Annotated in this window: 15 protein-coding genes and 1 tRNA gene; 6 read left to right on the forward strand and 10 right to left on the reverse strand. The window is 62.0% G+C overall.

All coding sequences use genetic code 11. The features are described from left to right. Positions 1-25: 25 nt before the first annotated feature. The 5 genes from GLX_RS10925 to GLX_RS10945 all read right to left on the reverse strand — a co-directional run bounded on the left by GLX_RS10925 (position 26) and on the right by GLX_RS10945 (position 5,301). On the reverse strand, positions 26-1,186 hold the full coding sequence (locus GLX_RS10925) for an energy transducer TonB (protein WP_014106028.1): 1,161 nt from the start codon (positions 1,184-1,186) through the stop codon (positions 26-28). A 126-nt stretch (positions 1,187-1,312) separates the two neighbouring features. Next, positions 1,313-2,104 (reverse strand): alpha/beta fold hydrolase, encoded by a 792-nt coding sequence (locus tag GLX_RS10930; protein WP_014106029.1) that lies wholly within the window; start codon positions 2,102-2,104, stop codon positions 1,313-1,315. A gap of 12 nt (positions 2,105-2,116) precedes the next feature. Continuing rightward, complete coding sequence (locus GLX_RS10935) at positions 2,117-3,160, reverse strand: NAD(P)H-quinone oxidoreductase (RefSeq protein WP_014106030.1); 1,044 nt, start codon at positions 3,158-3,160, stop codon at positions 2,117-2,119. 219 nt (positions 3,161-3,379) lie between these two features. Further along, entirely contained in the window at positions 3,380-4,840 is a 1,461-nt protein-coding gene (gene glnA / locus GLX_RS10940; RefSeq protein ID WP_014106031.1) for a type I glutamate--ammonia ligase, read from the reverse strand. Between the two features lie 122 nt (positions 4,841-4,962). Next, complete coding sequence (locus GLX_RS10945) at positions 4,963-5,301, reverse strand: P-II family nitrogen regulator (RefSeq protein WP_014106032.1); 339 nt, start codon at positions 5,299-5,301, stop codon at positions 4,963-4,965. A gap of 161 nt (positions 5,302-5,462) precedes the next feature. Here GLX_RS10945 and GLX_RS10950 point away from each other — a divergent pair, with 161 nt between their 5' ends. After that, positions 5,463-6,668, forward strand: coding sequence for an aminotransferase (locus GLX_RS10950; RefSeq protein WP_014106033.1), 1,206 nt, complete (start codon positions 5,463-5,465; stop codon positions 6,666-6,668). A 43-nt stretch (positions 6,669-6,711) separates the two neighbouring features. Beyond that, positions 6,712-6,787: transfer RNA gene (locus GLX_RS10955), tRNA-His, on the forward strand. A gap of 20 nt (positions 6,788-6,807) precedes the next feature. Here GLX_RS10955 and GLX_RS10960 read toward each other — a convergent pair. After that, positions 6,808-7,668 carry an SDR family oxidoreductase gene (locus GLX_RS10960; RefSeq protein ID WP_014106034.1) on the reverse strand — a complete coding sequence of 287 codons (861 nt, stop codon included), beginning with the start codon at positions 7,666-7,668 and terminating at the stop codon, positions 6,808-6,810. Then, positions 7,668-9,014 carry a hypothetical protein gene (locus tag GLX_RS10965; protein WP_014106035.1) on the reverse strand — a complete coding sequence of 449 codons (1,347 nt, stop codon included), beginning with the start codon at positions 9,012-9,014 and terminating at the stop codon, positions 7,668-7,670. Before GLX_RS10965 ends, GLX_RS10960 begins: the two co-directional genes overlap by 1 nt. A gap of 231 nt (positions 9,015-9,245) precedes the next feature. On the opposite strand from GLX_RS10965, the gene rplM reads away from it, so the two are divergent. Together rplM and rpsI are read left to right on the forward strand one after the other, a co-directional pair. Further along, a complete protein-coding gene (gene rplM, locus GLX_RS10970; protein WP_014106036.1) occupies positions 9,246-9,728 on the forward strand; it encodes a 50S ribosomal protein L13 in 483 nt (160 codons plus the stop codon). 5 nt (positions 9,729-9,733) lie between these two features. Next, positions 9,734-10,237 carry a 30S ribosomal protein S9 gene (gene rpsI, locus GLX_RS10975; protein ID WP_014106037.1) on the forward strand — a complete coding sequence of 168 codons (504 nt, stop codon included), beginning with the start codon at positions 9,734-9,736 and terminating at the stop codon, positions 10,235-10,237. 197 nt (positions 10,238-10,434) lie between these two features. Here rpsI and GLX_RS10980 read toward each other — a convergent pair whose 3' ends face one another. Together GLX_RS10980 and GLX_RS10985 are read right to left on the reverse strand one after the other, a co-directional pair. Continuing rightward, positions 10,435-10,719 carry a hypothetical protein gene (locus tag GLX_RS10980; protein WP_014106038.1) on the reverse strand — a complete coding sequence of 95 codons (285 nt, stop codon included), beginning with the start codon at positions 10,717-10,719 and terminating at the stop codon, positions 10,435-10,437. A gap of 30 nt (positions 10,720-10,749) precedes the next feature. Then, on the reverse strand, positions 10,750-11,604 hold the full coding sequence (locus tag GLX_RS10985) for a DNA/RNA non-specific endonuclease (protein WP_014106039.1): 855 nt from the start codon (positions 11,602-11,604) through the stop codon (positions 10,750-10,752). A gap of 67 nt (positions 11,605-11,671) precedes the next feature. Between GLX_RS10985 and GLX_RS18635 the strand changes: the two genes are divergently transcribed. Continuing rightward, the gene (locus GLX_RS18635; protein WP_014106040.1) at positions 11,672-11,848 is read left to right on the forward strand and encodes a hypothetical protein; all 177 of its coding nucleotides are present in this window, start codon (positions 11,672-11,674) and stop codon (positions 11,846-11,848) included. On the opposite strand, the gene GLX_RS10990 is transcribed toward GLX_RS18635, so the two are convergent. After that, entirely contained in the window at positions 11,849-12,502 is a 654-nt protein-coding gene (locus GLX_RS10990; protein WP_231850332.1) for a hypothetical protein, read from the reverse strand. A gap of 441 nt (positions 12,503-12,943) precedes the next feature. On the opposite strand from GLX_RS10990, the gene GLX_RS10995 reads away from it, so the two are divergent. Further along, on the forward strand, positions 12,944-13,192 hold the full coding sequence (locus tag GLX_RS10995) for a hypothetical protein (RefSeq protein ID WP_050856167.1): 249 nt from the start codon (positions 12,944-12,946) through the stop codon (positions 13,190-13,192). Positions 13,193-13,225 lie beyond the last annotated feature (33 nt).

Here is a 13,225-nt window from a genome sequence, read left to right on the forward strand (position 1 = left end):
GCGTTTCTCCCTTGGCCTGCGCCGCCTAGCGGCGGATCAGGATGTAGTTGATGGTCAGGTCGATGGGGAAGGTGTCGCCCTGCATGTCCGGTGGCACGGGGGGGAGCTGGGCGTTGCGGAACATGCCCACCGTTGCGGCATCAAGGTAATAGGAACCTGACTGGCCGGTCAGGCGTACCTTGGTCACATGGCCATCGCGGTCCAGTTCCACATGTACGGAAGAGGGGCCTTCCTCACCCGCGCGGGCGGCTTCCTCGGGATAGTACATATGGCTGCGGATCCAGCGGTCGAGTTCGCTGCCGTAATCATCGCTGACCCCCCTGATCTGCGTATTGGTGGAATAGGGGGCATTGATCTTGCCATTCTGCACCACAGGACCAAGCGAGAGGTCGATCGGCCCGCCCGTGCCGCCCGCGCGCCCGTGCTGGTTGCGCCGTGGCAGAGGCGAGGACGAAAGCGCCCAGTTATGCGGGTGCTGAAGCGGGGCATACCGCCCGGCCGAGGACTGGCTGTGCGACTGCTGGGCGGGGTGGTTGCCGTGGCCCGAATTCTGCATGGAGGGATTGAACTCGTCATGCCGTTCGGCTTGTGGCACCGACAGGTCGGATGGTGCCTCGCTCATGGGCGGGGCGGAGGGAGTCTCGGGTGTTGGGGTGTTGGGGGATGGGGAGGATTCCTCATCCGTTGTCTGCGGGTTCTGGCTGTTGTCCTGGGCGGTGGGCTGGCTCTGTTCGTGTTGCTGGCGCGGCGCGTTCTGGCCGCCCGCCATGTCGGGCGAGGACTGGCCCTGTAGCCCGCTGGAGGTGGGGGGCGAGAACACCATCTCAACCTGCGGTTCCGACTGCGAGGCGTTGGGGGAGCCATGCTGGCTATGATGGGCGGATTCGATCAGGATGGCGGCCAGCAGAACACCATGCAACAGCCCCGATATGGCCATGGCCCGGCCGGGGCCGGGTGTCTCGACCGTGTCGGGGCGGATCAGGCCCGACATGGTGGGGCGTAGTTTGCGGTAACCCGAGGGGGGAGGAACAAAAGCACCCGGCAGCAGGCGTTCGCGCCGGGGGGGGGCGTGCTCGTCCGTCTCAGCCACAGGCGGCGGCGTGTTACCGGACTCTGTACTGCGCGGGACCAGCACGGGTTCCACGGCATTATGCCGCCGGGAAGAAGGACTGAGTGTCACCGTCATGAACGACTACGGGTCTCCGCCATAGGGGTCTGTTCGTGGGGGCCGCGTGCCTGCCCTGTTATATCGACAGCATAACTGACGCCAGGGGGGGCGTTGTCAAGAACGGGGTACGCAATGAAACAGAGTTCAGGTGCTTTCGGTAAAATTTTCCAGTAGTTCGGCAAATTTCTGCGGGTGCTCGACATGCAGCCAGTGGCCAGCATGCTCGATCAGTTCCAGTCTGTAGCACGGGAACAGCCTGCGCATGGTGGCATAATGCTCACGGCGGATATAGGGCGAATTCCCACCCGCCAGGAATAGCGTGGGGCCGGGATAGGTGTAGCCTTCGGGTATGTAGGGCCAGCTTTCCACATTGGGCATGGAGTCCACGATTTCGCGCAGGCCGATGGTCCAGTGCGGGTTCTCGCCAACTTCGATGTTCTGGAGCATCAGCGCGCGCACATCGGTATTGGCAATGTAGTGCTGCAGCAGCCTGTCCGCCCCCGCCCGGTTCAGAAAGGGGGGAAAGGGCACGCGCAGCATCTGCTCGCCCAGGCCAAACTGCCCGTGGCCAGTATGGGCAGGCGGGATGTCGGCCACCAGCAGGCTGTGCACCATGCCCGGTCGTGAAAGCGCCAGGGTCATGGCCACCTTCCCCCCCATGGAATGGCCCACAAGCGTTGCGGGCAGCGCGTTGTGGTGGGCCAGTGTTTCCAGCAGGTCGGCGGCCATGACGTTATAGTCCATCAGCCCGTGCGGACTGTCACCATGGTTGCGCAGGTCGATGGCCAGCGTACGCCGCGTTAGGGCCAGTCGGCGCTGGAAAAAGCCAAGGTTGCGCGCCCGTCCGAACAGGCCATGCAACAGCACGATGGGCGGCCTGCCGACCTGACCGGGTGCAGTTTCTTCCGGTCCACGCTCAATGACGTTCAGTAGCACCAGCTTGTGTTCCTATCGTGCGGTCGTATTCGTGAGCGGCTGCTGCAGGTCCAGCATGATCTTTCCCATATGTGTCCCGTTTTCCATAAGTGTATGGGCATCGGCAACCCGTGCAAGGGGGAAGGTGGCATGGATAAGCGGGCGGATGGCGCGGCTGCCCAGCAGTGGCCAGACCCGTTCTTCCAGCTGGCGGGCGATTTCCGCCTTGTAGGCACGCTCACGCGGGCGCAGCGTAGTGCCGGTCACGACCAGTCGGCGCGTCATGATGCGGGCAAGGTTCACCCCGTCCGCTCTGGCCCCTCCCTGCAGTGCGATAATGACCAGCCGCCCGGCGGTTGCCAGCGCGCGCAGGTTGCCATCCAGATAGTTCCCCCCGATCATATCGAGGATGACATTCACCCCCACGCCCTCCGTCAGTTCCTTTATGCGCTGGGGAAAATCTTCCGTGCGGTAGTTTATGGCCGCCTTTGCTCCCAGCGCCGTGCACAGGGTGCATTTGTCCGCTGTGCCGGCCGTGGCGTACACCGTGCCCCCCATCTCGCGCACAAGCTGGATGGCCGTGGTGCCGATGCCGCTGGTGCCGCCATGCACCAGCACGCTCTCGCCCGGCTTCAGCCCCGCCGTCATGAACAGGTTGGACCAGACGGTAAAGAACGTCTCGGGCAGGCTTGCGGCATGCACGGCGTCAAACCCGGTGGGCCAGGGCAGGCACTGGCCCGCAGGTACAACACAGTACTGCGCGTAGCCGCCGCCGTTGGTCAGCGCGCAGACCCGCGCACCCGGAGCAGGGAAAGAACCTGCGGGCACGCCTTCGCCCACGGCCACCACTTCTCCCGCCACTTCCAGGCCCAGAAGCGGGCTTGCGCCCGGCGGCGGGGGGTAAAGCCCCTTGCGCTGCATGATGTCGGGCCGGTTGATACCTGCGGCCATGACCCGCACCAGCACTTCCCCCGCGCCGGGGCGGGGTGTGGGCACGGTGGTGACATGCAGCGAATCGGGCGTGCCGTTCGCGCCATAGGCAATGGCCTGCATAGTGTCGGGAATGTTCTGCGTCATCTGTGTGTCCTCCGGGGTATCTGGTGGGCCGTGTAGGGCACCATGGTGTAGGCGATAGGGAGAACAGGACCAGTGTGTATGGTGTAGAATCGAGCAAACGTGTGGCGACCGTTAGGGTTGCGCACGGGATAGCGGCGTGGCCGTACATGAAAAAGGCGCCGGGACCTGTATGGTCCCGGCGCCCTGCCTGTCCGTCTTCCCGCAGGGGGAAGAGCGAGATCAGACGGAGTAGTACATCTCGAACTCGGCCGGGTGGGGGGTGTGTTCGAACTTGAACACTTCCTGCCACTTGATTTCGCAATAGCTCTCGATCTGGTCCTTGGTGAACACGTTACCGGCGAGCAGGAACTCGTGGTCGGCTTCCAGTGCCGTCAGCGCTTCACGCAGGGAGCCCGCAACGGTCGGGATCTGCTTCAGCTCTTCGGGGGGCAGGTCGTACAGGTCCTTGTCCATCGCGTCGCCGGGGTGGATCTTGTTCTTGATCCCGTCCAGGCCGGCCATGAGCATGGCGGAGAACGCCAGGTAGGGGTTCGCGGTCGGATCGGGGAAGCGGACCTCGACGCGCTTGGCCTTCGGGCTGGTGGCGTAAGGGATGCGGCACGAAGCAGAGCGGTTGCGGGCGGAGTAAGCCAGCAGAACGGGTGCTTCAAAGCCCGGGATCAGGCGCTTGTAGGAATTGGTGGACGGGTTGGTGAAGGCGTTCAGCGCCTTGGCATGCTTGATGATGCCGCCGATGTAGTACAGCGCCTCATCCGACAGGTCGGCATAGCCATTGCCGCCGAATGTGGGCTTGCCGTCGCGCCAGATGGACTGGTGCACATGCATGCCCGAACCGTTATCGCCATAGATCGGCTTCGGCATGAAGGTTGCCGTCTTGCCGTAGGAATGAGCGACGTTATGCACGCAGTACTTGTAGATCTGCATGAAATCGGCGGAGCGGACCAGCGTGTCGAACTTGGTGCCCAGTTCGTGCTGCGACTGCGCCACTTCATGGTGGTGCTTTTCGATCGGCAGGCCCATCTCGCCCATCGTGGTCAGCATTTCGGCGCGCAGGTCGCCTTCGCTGTCAACCGGGGCCACGGGGAAGTAGCCACCCTTTACGGTCGGGCGGTGGCCCATGTTGCCTTCGGGGTAGTCCTTGAGCGAAGCACCGGGGCCTTCGATGCTTTCCAGTTCGTACTTGCCAAAGTTCGGACCGGTGCCGAAGCGTACGCTGTCAAAGATGAAGAATTCGGCTTCGGGGCCGAAGAAAGCGGTATCACCCAGGCCCGTGGACTGCAGGTACTGCTCGGCCAGCTTGGCGGTCGCACGCGGGTCACGGTTGTAGAACTGCCCGGTGGACGGCTCGATGATGTCACAGATCAGGATAAGCTGCGGCTTGGCGGAGAACGGGTCCATAACCGCGGTGGTCGGGTCAGGCAGCAGGATCATGTCGCTTTCGTTGATGGCTTTCCATCCGGCGATGGAGGAACCGTCAAACATGAAGCCTTCACGGAAGGTATCATCTTCGATCGTGGTGACGTACTGGGTGGTGTGGTGCCATTTGCCACGCGGATCGGTGAAACGCAGGTCAACCATTTCCACCGCGTTTTCCTTGATCATCTCAAAGACTTTGGCGATGGCCTTGGTGGAATGTGACGGCGTGGAGGCCGCGGCCGGGGCCTGTGCTTTTTTTGCCATATTTAAATTACCTGTCCTGACTTTAGGTGTGCCGTTCCATGCGGCGCGGTGGCTATGGTTACGAAAACGTAAGGCTGCTGTCGATAGTCCTGCCGCCATGGGACCCATGTTCTCATGGCGTTTCAGACGGCATCGTCTCCCCGTTCTCCGGTACGGATGCGAATGACATCGGTTACCGGGGTGACGAATATCTTGCCATCCCCGATGCGGCCGGTGCGGGCTGCGCCCATGATCGCTTCTATCGCGCGTTCGGTCATGTCGTCCGGGCACACGATTTCCAGTTTCACCTTTGGCAGGAAGTCGATGATGTATTCGGCGCCACGATACAGTTCGGTATGGCCTTTCTGCCGCCCGAAGCCCTTGGCCTCGATCACGGTTATGCCCATCAGACCGATTTCATGCAGGGCATCCTTCACCTCGTCGAGCTTGAAGGGCTTGATGATGGCCTCGATCTTTTTCATGCTGCTGTATCTGTCTTCCGTCTGGTGGCGCGGGTCCGTACGTTGCCGTCTGTCTGGCCCGGGCAGGGTTGCATGGCTTTCGGTTTCAGGCAATCGGATGATAAGGCAAAAAAACAGGTGCGCGCACCGGCCACTGCTGGCGTTTTGGACAGGATGACACGATGAAACCCGCAAACACGATGCTTTCGGGCCTGCCGACAACCATTTTTTCCGTCATGTCCGCCCTGGCGGCCCGGCATGACGCCATCAACCTGGGTCAGGGCTTTCCCGATACCGAAGGCCCGGCCGACATGGTGGAGGCAGCGGCCGGCGCATTGCGTGACGGTCGCAACCAGTATCCGCCCCTGGCCGGCCTGCCTGAACTGCGTACGGCGGTTGCGCGTTCCAACGCCCGGTTTTACGGGATCGAGGTCGATCCCGCGCGTGAAGTGGTGGTGACCTGTGGCGCGACCGAGGCCATCACCGCCTCGCTCATGGTGCTGGTCAACCGCGGTGACGAGGTGGTGGTGTTCGAGCCGCTATACGACACCTACCTGCCAGTGCTGGAAATGCTGGGGGCCACTGTGCGCACGGTGCGCCTGGCACCGCCCCGGTGGGACCTGCCGCGCGCGGAACTGGCTGCGGCCTTTGGCCCGCGTACCAAGGCGATCCTGCTCAACACCCCCATGAACCCCACCGGCAAGGTGTTCACAGCCGCTGAACTGGCCTTCATCGCCAGCCTGCTCGCACAGTACGATGCCTATGCGGTGTGTGATGAGGTGTACGAACACCTGACCTTTTCCCCCGCCCGGCACCTGCCGCTCATGGCGTTGCCGGGCATGCGCGGGCGCACGATTCGCATTGGCAGCGCGGGCAAGAGCTTTTCCATGACCGGATGGAAGGTGGGCTATGTCACGGCACCCGCCCCGCTGGCCGACCTGGTGGCCAAGGCCCACCAGTTGCTGACTTTTACCGTGGCGCCCAACCTGCAGCGCGCCGTGGCGGTAGGGCTGGAGAAGGATACCGCCTATTTCACCGAACTGGCCGAAGGCATGCGCGCGCGCTGTCAGCAGTTGGGTGATGGCCTGCGCCAGGCCGGGTTTGGCGTCCTGCCGTGCGATGGCAGCTACTTCATCATTGCCGATATCACCCCGCTTGGCTTTACGGGTGGCGATGTGGCGTTTTGCGAGCAGATGACGGCGCATGCCGGGGTCGCTGCCATTCCCGTATCCGCCTTCTATGACAGCAGGGGGGTGACCATACCAGACTGTTATGTTCGCTTTGCCTTTTGCAAGCAGCCCGGAGTAATCGCCGCAGCGGTCACACGCCTGCAGGCGGTGCGTGAACGGCTCCATGTGGGAAAAATCGTTGAAACCCAAAAAGGGTAATTGACGCGCCTGCGCTGCTTTTCTATATAGCAGCGCAGTTGTGGCGGACGTAGCTCAGTCGGTAGAGCGCCGGTTTGTGGTACCGGTTGTCGCGGGTTCGATCCCCGTCGTTCGCCCCAACCCACACTTCCCCAAAAAATCATCTGGTTGTAAATGTGCGCGCAAGCCCAGTGGCCAGTGGCGTTGGCATCAGGCCAAGTTGTGCCTGCATGGGGGCAATGTCAAATATCTTGTCTTCCATCAACCGTCGTACCTCGGCGGGTCTTATGCGTGGCAATCCCGGAACGGGCAGCCGTGCCAGCAGCATCAGCACCGAACCCGGTACGGGCACGACCGGGCGCGGGCGTATCCCGGCCGCAATGGCCACGGCACGGGTAAAATCCCGGTAGGCCACCTGTTCCCTGCCAGCAATGACAAGGCTGTGCGGCCCGTCCCATTCCCGCTCCAACGCCGCGATGAGGGCAGCGGTCACGTCGCCCTGCCAGATGGGCTGGATACGTGCCTGCCCGCCACCGGGCAACGGCAGCACCGGCAGGCGGCGTATCAGGGCCGCCAGGCGCTGTACATTGTCCTCCCCCTGTGCGCCGTAGATCATGCTGGGATGTACGATGACGCCATGCCGGCCTGAATGGAGGAAGGCCCGCGCCCCGTCCTGCACGCCGCGTGCATGGGAATCGGGCCAGCGGGTAAAGATGCGGGTACTACCCAGCGCCACGATCCGTGCCCGTGGTGGGGCTGCCGCAAGCAGCGCGGGCAGGTGGCGGGCGTGGGTCGTCAGGACAATGGATGTGGCATCTGCCAGTGCGGCACGCAGTGCGGCCTGCCCGTGTTCAAGGTCGGCTACCCGTGCGCGCAACCCTGTGCCGTTCACCTGCCACCGTGGCAGGTTGCGGACGATGGGCACGACCGCGTGCCCGCGCGTAGCCAGGCTACGGCACAGGGCCAGCCCTGTGCGGCCGGTTGCCCCGATGACATGCACCGGGCCACCGATTTCCCCCATCAGGGCGTGGAGATGGTCAGGCCCAGCGGTGCCGCGACCGATGGGTCGCCCGCCATGGACAGGGCAACGCCCAGCATCATCAGGTTAACCGGCTTCATCGGGCGCAGTGCGATCTGCAGCGGGTGGTCCTGCGGGGATTGCAGGAACCGGCCCATGGCGCGCATGGAAGCATCATCGGACGTAGCCAGCATGGTCAGCAGGTTCTGACGGTAGGCACCCACTTCCATGTTCCGGCTTTTGGCCAGGCCAGCCACGATGTTGCCAGCAAGGGAGTGGTCTTCCCATGTCATGGCGGCGGAGACGATGCGCGCGGTCTCGGGAATGATGGCCATGTCGTCAAACGGGATCTGGTCCAGTTCCGCCACTACGGACAGATTGCCCATGTCCGGGGCCTGCACTGTCAGCGGTTCAAGGTGCACATGGCTCGTGCTGCGGTCGCTGATGCTGTTGACATGGATGTTGCCGGTAAAATGGTCATAGCCGAACGAATTGAGGATGGATGAGTTGTCCGTGCCGGTGGACCACAGCGTGAGGTTGGTCACGTTCGTGTCCATCTTGTCCTCTGTTTCGGTGGAGAAACGCGATGTGGTCACATGGTCGATCTGGAGCATGGGGTGGGTGCTGGCGATCTCCACCTTCCTGAGGTCCATGGTCTGGGGGTGGCTCTCATGGATCAGATGGCCCGACTGGATCAGACTTGCGACCTCGCTGGCGAAGTCCGGCCCGTCAATCTGCAGGTGCTCGACCGCGATGCGGCGCGAGGGGGTCAGGTTGATCTGTGTGGCCAGTTTCTCCAGGTCAAGATGCGAGGAGCGCCCCACCCCGTACTGGCCGATCGCCATGCGCCCGATGGTCATATCGATCTGGCTGGCGGGAATGGTCAGGTGCAGGTTGGTGAAGATGCCGGTGTCCAGCACAAGCGAATCGAAGCCCAGCGGGCGGGCCGTCTCCGCCGTGACGCGCGCGGTGTTGGGCATGACAAGGTTGCCCAGCGCCACCTGGTCGAGCGAAATCGTGCTGTCCTGTGTCATGACTTTCACGTCACGCAGGACAAGGCTGCCGATCTTTTCGCCCTGCACGTTGTTGCCGGTCAGGCCACCCAGCCGCACGTCGGCCGCGATCAGCGTCATGGTCGGGTTGTGGTAGGTCACCGCGGTAAAATGCGCGCCGCGCGCCAGCGTGCGCGGGCGGGCCGTGGCGTAACTGAACGTGGCGTCCGGCCCGAGGGAGGCGCGGAAGTCCGCAATGCCAGCCTCCAGCCTGCGCTGGGCGAAGTGGTGCACCCCCCAACTGCCAACCAGTAGAACAAGTATGAGCAGGGGAATGGCGGGATAGAATTTCTTCACGAGCCTTGAATCCGTAATAACCTTGAACCGAGTGCTATCGCATTAGCGCCCCCCTCGGCAATCGCCCGTGGGGGATATGGGGCGGGAAAGATGGTGGTATCATAATACCACACACGGTTTTTTAGCGGAAAAATGCCGCCGATACGGGATTATGTGCTTGACGTTTGTGTGGCGTACGGATGATAACGCGCCACCTGTTACCGCTACATTACTGGACGGAACACTGAATCCATGAAGACCACACTTTCGCTGAAGCCCGCCGAGGTGACGCGTGGCTGGACCCTGATCGACGCCGAGGGCCTCGTTCTGGGTCGTCTGGCCGCCATCGTTGCCCAGCGCCTGCGCGGCAAGCACAAGCCCCAGTTCACCCCGCATGTTGATTGTGGCGACAATATCGTCATCATCAATGCCGAGAAGGTCAGCCTGACCGGCAACAAGGTGGACCAGAAGTTGTTCCATTATCACACCGGTTATCCCGGTGGGATCAAGGAACGTACGATCACCCAGCGCTTGACTGGCAAGAACCCCGGCCACGTCGTGCGCAAGGCGGTCGAGCGCATGATCACTCGCGGCCCCTTGCAGCGTGCACAGATGAAGCACCTGTACGTGTATGCCGGCAGCGAACACCCGCATGAAGGCCAGAAGCCGCAGGTGCTCGATGTCGCGTCGCTGAACCGCAAGAATGCCGTCAACACCCAGAAGGTCGGGGGCTGAACCACATGTCTGAAACCCAAGAACGCACAGGCACGCTGGCTGACCTGAAGGAAGCTGTTGCTTCCGGCCAGGTTGTTTCCTCGCAGGAAGCGGCACCCGTCTATGAAGCCAAGCGCGATGCGCAGGGCCGTTCCTATGCCACCGGCCGTCGTAAGGATGCCGTGGCCCGTGTGTGGATCAAGCCGGGCAAGGGCGACATCATCGTCAATGGCCGTTCGGTCGGCACCTACTTTGCCCGTCCGGTCCTGCGTATGCTGATCACGCAGCCCTTCCTGGTGGCTGACCGCTACAACCAGTTCGACGTGTACTGCACGGTCGTTGGTGGTGGTCTGTCCGGTCAGGCCGGTGCGGTCCGTCACGGCATCAGCCGTGCACTGACCCATTACGAGCCTGCGCTGCGCAGCATTCTGAAGGCCGCTGGCTTCCTGACGCGCGATTCGCGTGTTGTTGAACGTAAGAAGTACGGCCGCGCCAAGGCCCGTCGTTCCTTCCAGTTCAGCAAGCGCTGATCCTGCTTTTCCCGTGGCATGCCACGGGATACGGGTTTTGCAACGGGGTCGGTCCAGCAATGGATCGGCCCCGTTCTGCGTTGGGCCTTTTATCCGCCAAAACGGAAAGACGTTTTTGGTGTAGCTTTTCTCAAAAAGATTCAGGGGAATGCGACCTTCCTGAAAAAAGGTGGCACCCGGCAATCTTGATCATTCTTTTACGCGAAGGGATTGGCCACCCTGGCGGCCTTGCGTGGCGGTAGGCTGTCGGGCAGGTCCTTCTGCGCGCCCAGCGTAGCGACCACCTGCTGCATGAACGCCAGCAGCGCGCGCGCGCGTTCCAGCCCGGCCTTATCGCGGCTGAGGTTGGCCTGACCGTAGAAGGCGATGCTGTCGGTGCCGTTTTCCACCGTCATGCCGCCAATGGTGCGGCTGGTGCTGTTATCGGCAAAAGGCACAAGGTCAGTAGCAATAGGGCCGGATTTGGTGGAATGGGCAGTCATGGTTGTCTCTCCTGTTGCCAGCGCGTGATCTTACCAGCGGTAATATACATGTCGCCGTGTAGTGGTGCGACGGCGGCGGCGCGTATGGCTGGTGGCGGTGTGTGCGCGGCCAAACGGCAGGGTCATGCAGGTCTGTTTCATGCGCGCGGGAAGGGCAGGAAAGGGATCGACTCCTGTCATGTGCGTCAACTCCGCTACGCTGACATGGCTGCAACCGGGATTGCGGGCCACATTATGGCATACATAAACCCCCGTCTGCTGCCGGGCGGGCGCATAGACGGCTTTCCATGTAGATGTTGGCACCAGTATCCGGTCGGTGCCTATGGCCGACAGGCTGGCGGCATGGAAGGCGGGGCCGCTTACCACGTACAGTTCACCCTGACTCAGGGCCAGGCGGCGCAGGCCCGATTCGATCATGGCCCATTTTTCCCGGTTTAGCACGGGGCGCTGGGGCACGATGTTGGACAGGGCAAAGGTTTCTTCCTGTGTCCGTAGGTCCGGCATGTCGCCTGAAGGCACCATGTGCCCCCGGTCGTAGCCGGAGCGGACATAATCCTCCAGTTCGGCGCGAGATCCGGGCGGGATGCGGGTATCGGGGTGGAATTCGCCCTTGCGCGGGGTGGACATGGCGGCACGTATCATCGCGGCGTCAAGATGTTCCGCGGCCCATAGTGGTTCGCGCGCCAGACCGGAATACAGAACCGCAAATCTGCTGCTGCACAGGATCTGGGTCTGTTGCGCCATGCGGGGATTGTCCAGAACGGGTAACTGCCCACCCGCGCCCAGTGCCGTACAGTCCTGCGCCCGTGCGGCGTGGCTGACGAACAGGGCCAGCAGGCCGAAGGCGGCACGCCGCAGGCAACGGGTCAGGGGGGATGGGGGCATGGACTGGTGTTATCCATCTGTTCTGGTAAAACGGCCGTATTCATGAAACATCCCGCAGGGCAGGACAATGGTGGAACAACCCGATTCAGGCAGTCCAGACCCGCGTTTTATCATGCGTCGGCGCGAATTGCCCCCCACGCGGCGCGAGCGCCTGCTGCGTATCGCGCTGCGCGTGGTGACCGTTGTGCTGCTGGTGGCAGCGCTAGGCGATCTCGTGTTCAGCCTTGTCCATCACGGGCATTGATCAGGGTCGTGCACCTGCTGCCTGTCCGGGTGGGGGCAGGTCACCCGGAGCATGGTCGCGGGCCAGGGCGATGGTCACGTCAACGGTTTCCTGATTGACCAGGGTATCGAATTGCGGGTCCACCACCGTGTTCTGTGCGGTGGGAATCATATCGCCAAAACGCAGGTGATCCCAGTTGATATGGTCATGTGCGGCGCGGGTGAAGTCAAAGCCAAGCATGGAATGGGGCAGGCCATCGGGTGCGATATAGGACCAGGCGAAGTGGCAGCGCGCCGGGGCGCCGTTCTGGGTAAACAGCGCATGAACAAAGCCGGGTGTTACATCCGTCTGCACCGTGTTCATCAGGTAATGCGGGGCCTGCTTCTGCAATGCGGGGGTTACCAACGTATTTAGTAACCCCGCCTGTACCATCTCGGGTACATGCGCCATGAAGATGGTCTGGTTTACGGTCATTTCGACCTGGCAGGGAGTCGTGCTGGCGATGCGGGTTTCGATCCCCCATGCATGGGCGGTGCTGTGCGCATCGGTCAGGGGCGTGGGATAGGATGGCGTGCCGGCCGCATGGGCCGTGGCCGCCATCAGGCCGGGTACCGCCAGGCACAGCAGGGCCAGTACCATGACATGGGAACGGGGGGCAGGATCGGAGCAGGGCAAAGGCAGGCACCAGTTGGCGTGAGGGGAAACGGGGGAGGCTATGCAGAACGATGGCCGCCCCCTTTTTTGTCATGACAGGTTGCGTCCTGTCACCCCCAACCAGTCATCCGGCTGTGGGGATACGTGCAATACTCTATCATGAAGTAATGAGAGCAGTAGGGTACCAGGTCATGACAGATATGTTCTGTAATGATTGTGTATCAATCTGTAAAATTATATCCCTGTCATTCAAATGACACAATAATCCGCTTACTGTCCACCGTGCCCTTGGGGTCAAACTATTGAGGCGGAATGTTTTTTGGGGATCTGTTTGTACGGGAACCCCCAGCATCCAATCGCGTTTGCGGGCACAGGATACCAATCAGGGAAAGACGCCGCCAGTCTGCATGCCCGCACGGTGGCATGCAGGCTGGAACAACCGGCGCTTCAGGTCAGGAAACCATGTTTGATTCAAAGATCATAGAAGTCGATGGAGTGTTTGTGGGCGCTGCCATCATTACCGGCATTGCAACATCGCTGCGCTTTTATGCCACGCATGAGAGTGTGCGTTCGCTGCACAATGTTCTCATGCCCGACCTTGCGGCGTTACGGGAGCATGTCACGATTACATTCCGGCGCATGGGGCAGGGGCGACGGGGTCAGCGTCGGGTAAGGCTGTCTTTGCCGCCTGCATTGATGGGAAAACAATAAAGATTTCAGGCGCTGCCTTTTTTTATCAAGGCA

It is taken from the genome of Komagataeibacter medellinensis NBRC 3288 (assembly GCF_000182745.2).
Classification (GTDB): domain Bacteria; phylum Pseudomonadota; class Alphaproteobacteria; order Acetobacterales; family Acetobacteraceae; genus Komagataeibacter; species Komagataeibacter medellinensis.

Bases quoted from the DNA above. Each gene is read 5' to 3' on its own strand.
- GLX_RS10985 (WP_014106039.1), bottom strand. From the start codon at position 11,604: ATGCCCCCATCCCCCCTGACCCGTTGCCTGCGGCGTGCCGCCTTCGGC.
- GLX_RS10945 (WP_014106032.1), bottom strand. From the start codon at position 5,301: ATGAAAAAGATCGAGGCCATCATCAAGCCCTTCAAGCTCGACGAGGTG.
- glnA (WP_014106031.1), bottom strand. From the start codon at position 4,840: ATGGCAAAAAAAGCACAGGCCCCGGCCGCGGCCTCCACGCCGTCACAT.
- GLX_RS10935 (WP_014106030.1), bottom strand. From the start codon at position 3,160: ATGACGCAGAACATTCCCGACACTATGCAGGCCATTGCCTATGGCGCG.
- rpsI (WP_014106037.1), top strand. From the start codon at position 9,734: ATGTCTGAAACCCAAGAACGCACAGGCACGCTGGCTGACCTGAAGGAA.
- rplM (WP_014106036.1), top strand. From the start codon at position 9,246: ATGAAGACCACACTTTCGCTGAAGCCCGCCGAGGTGACGCGTGGCTGG.
- GLX_RS10980 (WP_014106038.1), bottom strand. From the start codon at position 10,719: ATGACTGCCCATTCCACCAAATCCGGCCCTATTGCTACTGACCTTGTG.
- GLX_RS18635 (WP_014106040.1), top strand. From the start codon at position 11,672: ATGGTGGAACAACCCGATTCAGGCAGTCCAGACCCGCGTTTTATCATG.
- GLX_RS10960 (WP_014106034.1), bottom strand. From the start codon at position 7,668: ATGGGGGAAATCGGTGGCCCGGTGCATGTCATCGGGGCAACCGGCCGC.
- GLX_RS10950 (WP_014106033.1), top strand. From the start codon at position 5,463: ATGAAACCCGCAAACACGATGCTTTCGGGCCTGCCGACAACCATTTTT.
- GLX_RS10925 (WP_014106028.1), bottom strand. From the start codon at position 1,186: ATGACGGTGACACTCAGTCCTTCTTCCCGGCGGCATAATGCCGTGGAA.
- GLX_RS10995 (WP_050856167.1), top strand. From the start codon at position 12,944: ATGTTTGATTCAAAGATCATAGAAGTCGATGGAGTGTTTGTGGGCGCT.